Genomic DNA, 9838 nt, shown 5'->3' on the forward strand with positions numbered 1-9838 from the left:
CCCCTCGTCATGTCTAGTCAATTAATGCATCTACACTCCCAAGATTCCCGTTCAATTGGATCAGCTAGGTGTTTCATCCCAAGCCCTTCAGCAATAACAATCGTCTTTTCTTGTAGTAATAAAGAAAACTGTTCATGAATACTTAAAATATTACTAGAAAATTCAGATAAACAAAAGTAGTTTCGTTCCAAACTCGATAAAGTGAACCTTTAATTAGTAGGGCTTCTGTCCATTCCCACTGCTCCTCGCTCCTCTTTAGTCCAGTCCACTTATCGATTTTAAATGTTCTTTTTCTTTTGGACACAAAAACACCCCTTTAGATAAAAATATCCAAAGGGGTGAGGCTTCACAAATTTATTTCAAATCTACCAACCTTCTACTCAACCGTAACAGATTTAGCTAAGTTACGTGGCTTATCAACGTCACACTCGCGGTGAAGTGCTGCGTAGTATGAGATAAGTTGTAATGGAATAACTGCTACTAGCGGTGCTAGTGCTTCGTGTACAGCTGGTAATACGAAGCTGTCTCCTTCCATTTCTAAGCCTTTCATTGAGATGATACATGGGTTAGCTCCGCGTGCTACTACTTCTTTCACGTTACCGCGAATTCCAAGGTTTACGTGCTCTTGTGTAGCAAGTGCGATAACTGGTGTACCATTTTCGATTAAAGCGATTGTACCGTGTTTTAATTCTCCTCCAGCAAATCCTTCTGCTTGGATGTAAGAGATTTCTTTTAGTTTTAACGCACCTTCTAATCCTACGTAGAAGTCTACGCTACGTCCGATGAAGAAACAGTTACGCGTTGTTGCTAAAAATTGTTTTGCTAATGCGTCCATTTCTTCTTTTTGATCACAAAGTTCTATCATTGCATTTGCTACAATTCCTAGTTCGTGTGTTAAGTCGAAATCAAGAACTTCACCTTTCGCTTTAGCAATGTCAGCCGCTAAGATTGAAAGTACTGCAAGCTGTGCTGTGTAAGCTTTCGTTGATGCAACCGCAATTTCTGGTCCAGCATATAGTGGAAGTGTATAGTCAGCTTCACGAGAAAGCGTAGAACCAGGTACGTTTGTAATTGTTAATGCTTTATGACCCATTTCATTTGTTTGCACAAGTACTGCACGGCTATCAGCTGTTTCACCACTTTGTGAAATGTAAATGAAGAATGGTCTTTCTGTTAATAATGGCATGTTGTAAGAGAATTCACTTGCTACGTGTACTTCAACTGGTGTTTTTGCAAACTTCTCGATAAATTGTTTTCCAACAAGACCTGCATGATAACTCGTTCCACATGCAATGATGTAAATACGATCGCTATCTAAAATCGCGTTGCGGATATCTTGATCTAATTCAATTTCGCCATTTTCATCTTGATACTTTTGAATAATATTACGGATTACAAGTGGTTGCTCATCAATTTCTTTAAGCATGAAATGAGGGTATGTTCCCTTTTCAATGTCACTTGCATCTAATTCCGCTGTAAACGGTGCACGTTCAATCGTTTCACCTTGTAAGTTTTTAATTGTAATGCTTTCTTTCGTTACGATTACGATTTCTTTATCCATTAACTCAATAAATTGATCTGTAACTTGTAACATCGCCATAGCGTCGCTCGCCACAACATTAAAGTTGTCACCAACACCTACTAATAGCGGGCTTTTGTTTTTAGCAACATAAATCATGTTTGGATTTTCAGCATCAAGTAATCCGATTGCATAAGAGCCATGTAAAAGAGATAGCGTATTACGGAACGCTTCTTCTACACTTAATCCTGTGCTCACTTGTTGTTCCATAAGCTGTACGATAATTTCTGTATCTGTTTCACTTACGAACGTTACATCTTGTAAATATTCCTTTTTCACTAATTCATAGTTTTCAATTACACCGTTATGAACTAGTGTAAAGCGCTTTGATGTACTTTGATGCGGATGCGCGTTTACCTTACTTGGAACACCGTGTGTAGCCCAGCGTGTATGTCCGATACCTACGCTTGCTGCTACGTTCTCATCTACGATTTCGCGAAGTTTTGCAATACGACCTTTTTCTTTGTACACAACAACACCGTTCTCTGCTTGTACTGCAATACCTGCTGAATCATATCCACGATATTCTAGTTTTTCTAAACCTTTTAATAAAATTTCCTTTGCATCTTGTTCTCCAATAAATCCTACGATTCCACACATGTTTAGTCGCCGTTACAAATGCTTACACTGCTCTGCGAACATGTAACGACATAGTCCGATACCATTTTTATTTATACTAAAAAACGGATTACATATTGCTAGCCCTGTAAGCTTGTAACGGCTTTCACCTTCCTCTCGATTGGGTTTAAGTCCGTATATACTTATACAGCTAGTTTTCATCCGTTCCTTTTCTCTCATCACACTTTCACCTTTGTCCATTAAGTCACCTTAATGATTTAAGTAAAAGCTTGCGGTTATGATGAACAACCGGGAGTCATCCGCCGAAATCTCGATAAAACTCCACCTCGTCAACTACACTACTTGTAGTTCTGGCGCTTTTATAATTTACAACATTTACTTTGAGAAAAAGAACAAGACAATCTTATAACAAACATTATAAACCGTCAATGAAATTTTTTTCATCGTCTTTAAAACATATGAAAAAGGAGCACTTCTTGTGCTCCTTTTAAAATAAATTCAACAAATTATTAAGCGCCAACTTCAGCTTTAACAACTTCTACAATACGATGTACATATGCATTACAAACTTCTTGTGTCGGTGCTTCTGCCATTACACGAATAAGCGGTTCTGTTCCAGATGGACGAACAAGAATGCGGCCATCACCGTTCATTTCTTCTTCTACAACACGAATAATTTCTTTAATTTTTTCATTTTCTAATGCTAATTTTTTATCTGTTACACGAACATTTACTAGTAATTGTGGGAATTTCGTCATTTCTCCTGCAAGCTCAGATAATGGCTTCTTCGTCATTTTCATGATGTTTACAAGTTGAAGTGCACTTAACATTCCATCACCAGTTGTAATGTAATCAAGTAAGATGATGTGACCTGATTGTTCTCCACCTAAGTTGTAACCACCGCGTTTCATTTCTTCCATTACGTAGCGATCACCAACTGCAGTTTTGTCACTTGTAATATTGTTTGCTTCAAGTGCTTTGTAGAAACCTAAGTTACTCATAACAGTTGAAACAACTGTATTGTGCTTTAGTTGGCCAGTTTCTTTCATGTACTTCGCACAAATAAACATAATTTGATCGCCATCAACGATGTTTCCTTTTTCATCTACAGCGATTAAACGGTCACCATCACCATCAAAAGCAAGACCGATATCAGCACCTTTTTCTTTCACTAATTCTGCTAGGCCTTCAGGATGCGTAGAACCTACTCCAGCGTTAATATTCATACCATTCGGTGAAGTTCCCATTGTTGAAATATCAGCTTCTAAATCCGCAAATAAGTACGGCGCTAAAGAAGACGTTGCACCATGTGCACAATCTAAAGCGATATGTAAACCAGAGAAATCTTCTTCTACAGTTTGTTTAATGTATTGTAAATATTTTTGTCCACCTTCAAAGTAATCGCTCACTTGTCCAAGGTTAGTACCTGTTGGACGTGGCAATTCATCAACTTCTTTGTCTAATAAAGCTTCGATTTCTGCTTCTTGCTCATCTGTTAATTTAAAACCGTCTGAACCGAAGAATTTAATTCCGTTATCTTGTACCGGATTATGAGATGCAGAAATCATCACACCCGCTTGTGCACCTAACGCCTTTGTTAAATAAGCAACACCCGGTGTAGAAATAACACCAAGGCGCATTACTTCTGCTCCAGTTGATAATAGACCTGCTACTAAAGCTCCTTCTAACATATGACCAGATACACGTGTATCACGACCGATAATTACTTTTGGACGATCTGTATCTTTTGTTAATACATAACCACCAAAACGTCCAATTTTGAAAGCTAATTCAGGTGTTAATTCCTCATTCGCAACTCCACGTACTCCATCTGTACCAAAATATTTACCCATTATGATTCGCTCCTTTTTCTTGCTCTTTTTGATTATCTACTGTTGGTTCTTGACTAAGTTCTTTATCTTTATCTTTGTCTTTTTCTTTTTCTTTGTCCTGGTCTTTTTCTGGATTAGTTTCAGGATCTTTTGGTTTTTCAGTTTGATTATCTTGATTATTATTTGAATCTGGTTGTTCACCATTACCCTGTACTTCTTGATCTGGCTTTTCTTTCTTCACAATAGTAACTTTAGCACTTTTTTGTTTTGGCTCTATTGAAATATTACCAGGACCGCTCACTTGAATCGAAACATCCTTCGTCCCTGGCGATACATTTTGCAAATTAATTACCGCTGTTATTTGAGCAGCTGTTATTTTATCTACTATACTTGCTTCTCCTGAAATATCAACGCTTATCTTTCCATCCTGTGGCGAAAGTAGCTGAGCAGTGACATCTTTAGAAACTCCATTTTTTTGAATCGAGACACCTTCAATTGTTCTAGTTTTCGTTTGTTTTACTTTTTGTACCCCTACGGAAACCTTCACTTGATTTGGTTTAGAACTCGTTACACCCTTTGGCAATAAAACAGAGGTATCGAATGTTGTAGACTCAGTCAATTGACTAAGATCTACTTCGACCCCCTCTATCGATTGTATATTATCCAAAATATCTTTTGGACCCGCTATCGTTACTTCTCTCGGTTCAACGCTAATATTTGTAACGGCCAATCCTTCTGGTAAACTCCCCTTTTTCGTATACGTTACGGGAACAGTTTTTTCCGTATTATTGGCCGTAGCTTGCGTCGCCACATTCAATGTTACACTAATTTTAGATGGACTTGTTCTTACATTTAAACGTTTTCCTTCTTTATTGTATAATGTAACTTCAGCTGTTTTTGTAACAGTTTTATTAACACCTTTTAAATCAATATACGCCTTAGCAGATGAAATACTTTCGATTTCTTCCTTCGTCCCAACTACCTCAACAGTATCAGGTTTAATGTTTGATTTTTCGAGAGTAGCACCAGCTGGCATCTGATCCTCATTTGATAATTTTAAGTCTACATGAACATATTTTCTCGCTTTTTCATGAAGAGTAACTTTAATTGTTGATGGCTGAACTGTTCCCTTCACATCATCTGGAAGCCCGTTCGTTTTCAAAGAAACTTCATAAGTCCCTTTTGGACTATCTCGCAAATCAACCGTTATATCAAATTGTTTTTTTGCTTTTGCTGTAGCAACTGCTGCTTTTGGGCCTTCTAACTTCACCTTAACGCCCTCTGCCGGAATACCACTTACAATATATTTATCTTCATCATACTTAAGGTTAATAGCATGATTAGTTAATGTTTCTTTCGTATCATTTGCGAAAGGTAATATACCCGATGTCGTATTCTTTTCAGTTAAAGTTGCGGACATAAAAAGCATACACGCCAATAGTAATGAGATCCCTTTTAAAAACCAATGATTCTCCATTAACTTATCCATGACGCTTTCTCCTCCAATTCCATAAAGACGAAGAAGTCGTTTTTTCGCTCGCACTAAATTCAGCCAACAACATATCTTTCAGTTGTTCTGTCTTCAAATCACGATGCAACTTACCATTTTTCGTTAAAGAAATTTGACCTGTTTCTTCCGACACAACTACTGTAATACTATCAGTAACTTCACTAACTCCCATTGCAGCACGATGCCTTGTTCCTAACTCCTTAGAAATAAAGGGACTTTCTGATAATGGAAGATAACAAGCCGCTGCTTTAATTGTACTTCCTTGCATAATTACGGCTCCGTCGTGAAGAGGCGTATTTGGAATGAAAATATTAATGAGTAACTCCGATGATACATTTGCATTTAACGGAATACCCGTTTCCACATAATCACCCATTCCGGTCTCTTTTGACAACGTAATTAATGCACCAATTCTACGTTTTCCCATATATTCCGTTGCTTTTGCTATCGATGTTGCAACAATTTCAGGTTCATCATCCTCCTGAGTTCCAACACGCGAAAATAAACTTCCGCGTCCTAGCTGCTCAAGTGCTCTTCGCAATTCTGGCTGGAAGATAATAATAACGGCTAAAAATCCCCACGTTAATACTTGTTCCGTTAGCCAATAAAGCGTATGCAATTCAAGGAAAATACTAATCATCCGAACGACAATAATAACTGTAATCCCCTTTAAAAGTTGAACAGCTTTTGTCCCTCGGATTATAAGAATTAGCTTATATATAATAAACCATACAACGGCAATATCTAATACCGTACTAAGATATTTCAAAATGGTCGTATCTTCAAAAGGCATGCTAACCCTTCCTCCTACTTACGAGCAATTCTATCCATATATTGAAATATTGTTTTATGCTCTATCTGTATGTATTTCCAACAACTAGTTAATTATACCATACATGAAACAAACGACAATTACAAACAACCCCCTTTAGATCAAATTGGTAAGATGTCAAACAATCTTATCGTACAGTATAATATAAATCATTATTATACGCCTATTTTCAAATAAAAAAAGCAACTTCTCAGTTGCTTTTCTTACATTTATTTTAGTTTTTCACCGAATAAAGAACCCATTAAAGCAACCGCGGTTGTTGCCGTTCTATTTCTCTCATCTAAAATCGTATTTACTTCAACAAACTCAGCAGATGTAACAATATCAGCTTCCGCTAACATTTCCATCGCTAAATGACTTTCACGATACGATAGACCACCAATTACAGGCGTTCCAACTCCTGGTGCATCATGAGGATCAAGACCATCTAAATCTAATGATAGATGTACACCATCAGTATGAGATAAATAAGCAATTGTTTCTTCCATAACAGCCGTCATACCCATACGATCGATTTCATGCATCGAGAATACTTTAATACCTTCATTGCGAATAAAGTCTTTTTCTCCTTCATCCAATGCACGTGCACCGATAATTACAACGTTCTCTTTTTTCACCTTTGGATATGCCCCGTATAAGTCTACAAGCGTGGGATGTCCATAGCCTAAACTTGCTGCAAGTGACATTCCATGAATATTACCAGATGGTGAAGTTTCCTCCGTATTTAAATCTCCATGTGCATCATACCAAATAACACCTAAATTTTTATAATGTTTTGCCACACCAGCTAGTGTACCAATTGCGATACTATGGTCACCACCTAATACAAGTGGAAAACGACCTTCTTCTATAATATGATCCACCTTACTTGCCAATTCATTACATACAGTCGCAACTTGTGTAAGGTTTCTTAATTTTGTATTTTCATCAACTTCTTTTTCTCTCTCTATACATATATCTCCCATATCTTTAACGTCATATCCAATTTCTTCAATTCTTTCAACTACCCCTGCATAACGGATCGCGCTCGGGCCCATATCAACTCCACGACGCATCTGTCCTAAATCCATTGGAACTCCAATAACTGAGATTTCTTTTTTCATAGATAGTATCCCCCTTTTATGCCTTCACTAAATATTTTAAATCTTTTATATACTCTGACTCAACTCGACATTTTTCTGTATGGATATACAATTTATTCACTTATATTTATGTTGAAATCCAAATCTTAAGACTCTTTTATGTATAAAGTTAACTTAATGAAACAACTGCTATCATTATTATTAGATAATAATAAAAAACACTTCTACATTTAGAAGTGTTTTTTCGATGCAATTTTCCATACTGCTGCAATATTTCTTGCTGTCATTTCAATATTCTCTTTTGCCATCTTATATGCCTCTTCTAGTGCCATTGGAAAAGGCGTAATACTAAATACTGCATCGATTCCCTTTTCGTAAACAACTGGATAATTTGGAGATACCGATCCTCCTATAGCAATCACAGGAATATGAAGACGTTTCGCTCGCTCCGCGACACCAACAGGAGCCTTTCCATATGCTGTTTGTTCATCTATTCTACCTTCACCAGTTATAATTAAATCCGCATCTTCTATATGCTTATCAAAATTTGTATGATCCAATACAATTTCAATACCCTTTCGTAAGCTTCCCTTTAACACCGCAATAACAGCTGCCCCCATACCTCCTGCCGCTCCTGCACCAGGTATTTCAGATACATCCAAAGATACATATCGTTTAAGAATAGTCGCATAATGCTTTAAATTCTCATCTAGCCTTTTCAGCATCTCTACATCCGCACCCTTTTGAGCACCAAATACGAAAGATGCCCCTCTCATTCCGACTAAAGGATTATTTACATCACACGCCGCTTCTATCGTTATCTCCTTTAGGCGTGAATCCATTCGTGAAAAATCAATCGTGACAATCGAATGTAATGTTCCTCCAGATGGATCTATTGCTTCACCCTTTTCATCTATAAACCTTACTCCTAAAGCCGATAACATACCTGCCCCACCATCATTTGTAGCGCTTCCTCCAAGCCCCAAAATAATATGCTTAACTCCTTGGTCTAGCGCATGTAATATAAGCTCTCCTGTTCCTTTTGACGTTGTAATGAATGGATTTCGCTTTTCAACCGGAACGTGTTGTAATCCAGATGCCGATGCCATTTCAATAAACGCTGTCTTTTTATCTGTAGAAATGCCATAAAAAGCTTGTACGCCTTCTCTAAGCGGTCCTGTCACATAAAGTGATACAACGCTTCCTCCTGTGGCATCAACAAGTGAATCAACAGTTCCTTCACCACCATCTCCAATTGGTATTTTTACATACTCTGCTTTAGGAAAAATTGCTCTAAAACCTCTTTCAATAGCTTCACATACTTCTATAGCCTTTAGACTTTCTTTGTATGAATCAGATGCAATGACAACTTTCACAATTATCCCCCATCCTTTATTTTTACGTTTTCTTCATTTTAAACGACAAATATGAAAGTTGTCTTTTTAAACACAAAAAAAGCGTACATCATATGATGTACGCTTTCTCTATTTATATGGAGCCTAGCGGGATCGAACCGCTGACCTCCTGCGTGCAAGGCAGGCGCTCTCCCAGCTGAGCTAAGGCCCCGTAGTAACAAAGCGGAAGACGGGATTCGAACCCGCGACCCCAACCTTGGCAAGGTTGTATTCTACCACTGAACTACTTCCGCGAAAATGGTGAGCCATGAAGGATTCGAACCTTCGACCCTCTGATTAAAAGTCAGATGCTCTACCAACTGAGCTAATGGCTCGTAAATGGCTGGGCTAGCTGGATTCGAACCAGCGCATGACGGAGTCAAAGTCCGTTGCCTTACCGCTTGGCTATAGCCCATTAATATTTACTAGTATGCTTATCTTCTCAAAAAAATAAACCCTCTCAGGTTATTTTAAAGAAAATGGTGGAGGGGGGCAGATTCGAACTGCCGAACCCGAAGGAGCGGATTTACAGTCCGCCGCGTTTAGCCACTTCGCTACCCCTCCGACATTTAAACATATATGGTGGAGGATGACGGGATCGAACCGCCGACCCCCTGCTTGTAAGGCAGGTGCTCTCCCAGCTGAGCTAATCCTCCAAAAGTGGTGACCCGTACGGGATTCGAACCCGTGTTACCGCCGTGAAAGGGCGGTGTCTTAACCACTTGACCAACGGGCCAAAAATTTAAAAACTTTTTCCAAGCTTCCAACCGGGGTTGAACCGGTGACCTCTTCCTTACCATGGAAGTACTCTACCAGCTGAGCTATGGAAGCATAATGGCTCCGCAGGTAGGAATCGAACCTACGACCGATCGGTTAACAGCCGATAGCTCTACCGCTGAGCTACTGCGGAATAATACAAGCCTGGCAACGTCCTACTCTCACAGGGACAAGGTCCCAACTACCATCGGCGCTAGAGAGCTTAACTTCCGTGTTCGGTATGGGAACGGGTGTGACCTCTCTGCCATCATTA

7 protein-coding genes, 9 tRNA genes and 1 rRNA gene are annotated in these 9838 nt (G+C 38.6%); all 17 read right to left on the minus strand.

What is annotated here, in order from left to right:
• Positions 1-376: 376 nt before the first annotated feature.
• Positions 377-2179 (minus strand): glutamine--fructose-6-phosphate transaminase (isomerizing), encoded by a 1803-nt coding sequence (glmS, locus tag ACS2MN_RS28010; RefSeq protein WP_000334150.1) that lies wholly within the window; start codon positions 2177-2179, stop codon positions 377-379.
• 12 nt (positions 2180-2191) lie between these two features.
• The gene (locus tag ACS2MN_RS28015) at positions 2192-2377 is read right to left on the minus strand and encodes a hypothetical protein (protein ID WP_033659100.1); all 186 of its coding nucleotides are present in this window, start codon (positions 2375-2377) and stop codon (positions 2192-2194) included.
• A 290-nt stretch (positions 2378-2667) separates the two neighbouring features.
• The gene (gene glmM, locus ACS2MN_RS28020) at positions 2668-4011 is read right to left on the minus strand and encodes a phosphoglucosamine mutase (RefSeq protein WP_000521472.1); all 1344 of its coding nucleotides are present in this window, start codon (positions 4009-4011) and stop codon (positions 2668-2670) included.
• Positions 4004-5479: a CdaR family protein gene (locus ACS2MN_RS28025; protein ID WP_000359587.1), complete on the minus strand. Its 1476-nt coding sequence runs from the start codon at positions 5477-5479 to the stop codon at positions 4004-4006. Before ACS2MN_RS28025 ends, glmM begins: the two co-directional genes overlap by 8 nt.
• Positions 5472-6293, minus strand: a complete 822-nt coding sequence (cdaA, locus tag ACS2MN_RS28030; protein WP_001115709.1) for a diadenylate cyclase CdaA — start codon at positions 6291-6293, stop codon at positions 5472-5474. Before cdaA ends, ACS2MN_RS28025 begins: the two co-directional genes overlap by 8 nt.
• Positions 6294-6541: 248 nt before the next feature.
• Positions 6542-7435, minus strand: a complete 894-nt coding sequence (rocF, locus tag ACS2MN_RS28035) for an arginase (RefSeq protein WP_000711586.1) — start codon at positions 7433-7435, stop codon at positions 6542-6544.
• A gap of 209 nt (positions 7436-7644) precedes the next feature.
• Positions 7645-8790: a glycerate kinase gene (locus ACS2MN_RS28040; RefSeq protein WP_000869576.1), complete on the minus strand. Its 1146-nt coding sequence runs from the start codon at positions 8788-8790 to the stop codon at positions 7645-7647.
• A 117-nt stretch (positions 8791-8907) separates the two neighbouring features.
• Positions 8908-8980, minus strand: a tRNA-Ala gene (locus tag ACS2MN_RS28045).
• A 10-nt stretch (positions 8981-8990) separates the two neighbouring features.
• Positions 8991-9062 (minus strand) — tRNA-Gly (locus tag ACS2MN_RS28050).
• A gap of 5 nt (positions 9063-9067) precedes the next feature.
• A tRNA-Lys gene (locus ACS2MN_RS28055) sits at positions 9068-9143 on the minus strand.
• Positions 9144-9148: 5 nt separating this feature from the next.
• Positions 9149-9223: transfer RNA gene (locus ACS2MN_RS28060), tRNA-Gln, on the minus strand.
• Positions 9224-9288: 65 nt separating this feature from the next.
• Positions 9289-9372 (minus strand) — tRNA-Tyr (locus ACS2MN_RS28065).
• Positions 9373-9388: 16 nt separating this feature from the next.
• Positions 9389-9464: transfer RNA gene (locus tag ACS2MN_RS28070), tRNA-Val, on the minus strand.
• A gap of 5 nt (positions 9465-9469) precedes the next feature.
• Positions 9470-9544: transfer RNA gene (locus tag ACS2MN_RS28075), tRNA-Glu, on the minus strand.
• A gap of 22 nt (positions 9545-9566) precedes the next feature.
• A tRNA-Thr gene (locus ACS2MN_RS28080) sits at positions 9567-9639 on the minus strand.
• Positions 9640-9643: 4 nt separating this feature from the next.
• A tRNA-Asn gene (locus ACS2MN_RS28085) sits at positions 9644-9718 on the minus strand.
• A gap of 9 nt (positions 9719-9727) precedes the next feature.
• Positions 9728-9838 (minus strand): 5S ribosomal RNA (gene rrf, locus ACS2MN_RS28090); the annotation flags it as partial.

The sequence above is a fragment of the Bacillus cereus group sp. BceL062 genome (genome assembly GCF_051780025.1).
Taxonomy (GTDB): Bacteria; Bacillota; Bacilli; order Bacillales; family Bacillaceae_G; genus Bacillus_A; species Bacillus_A toyonensis.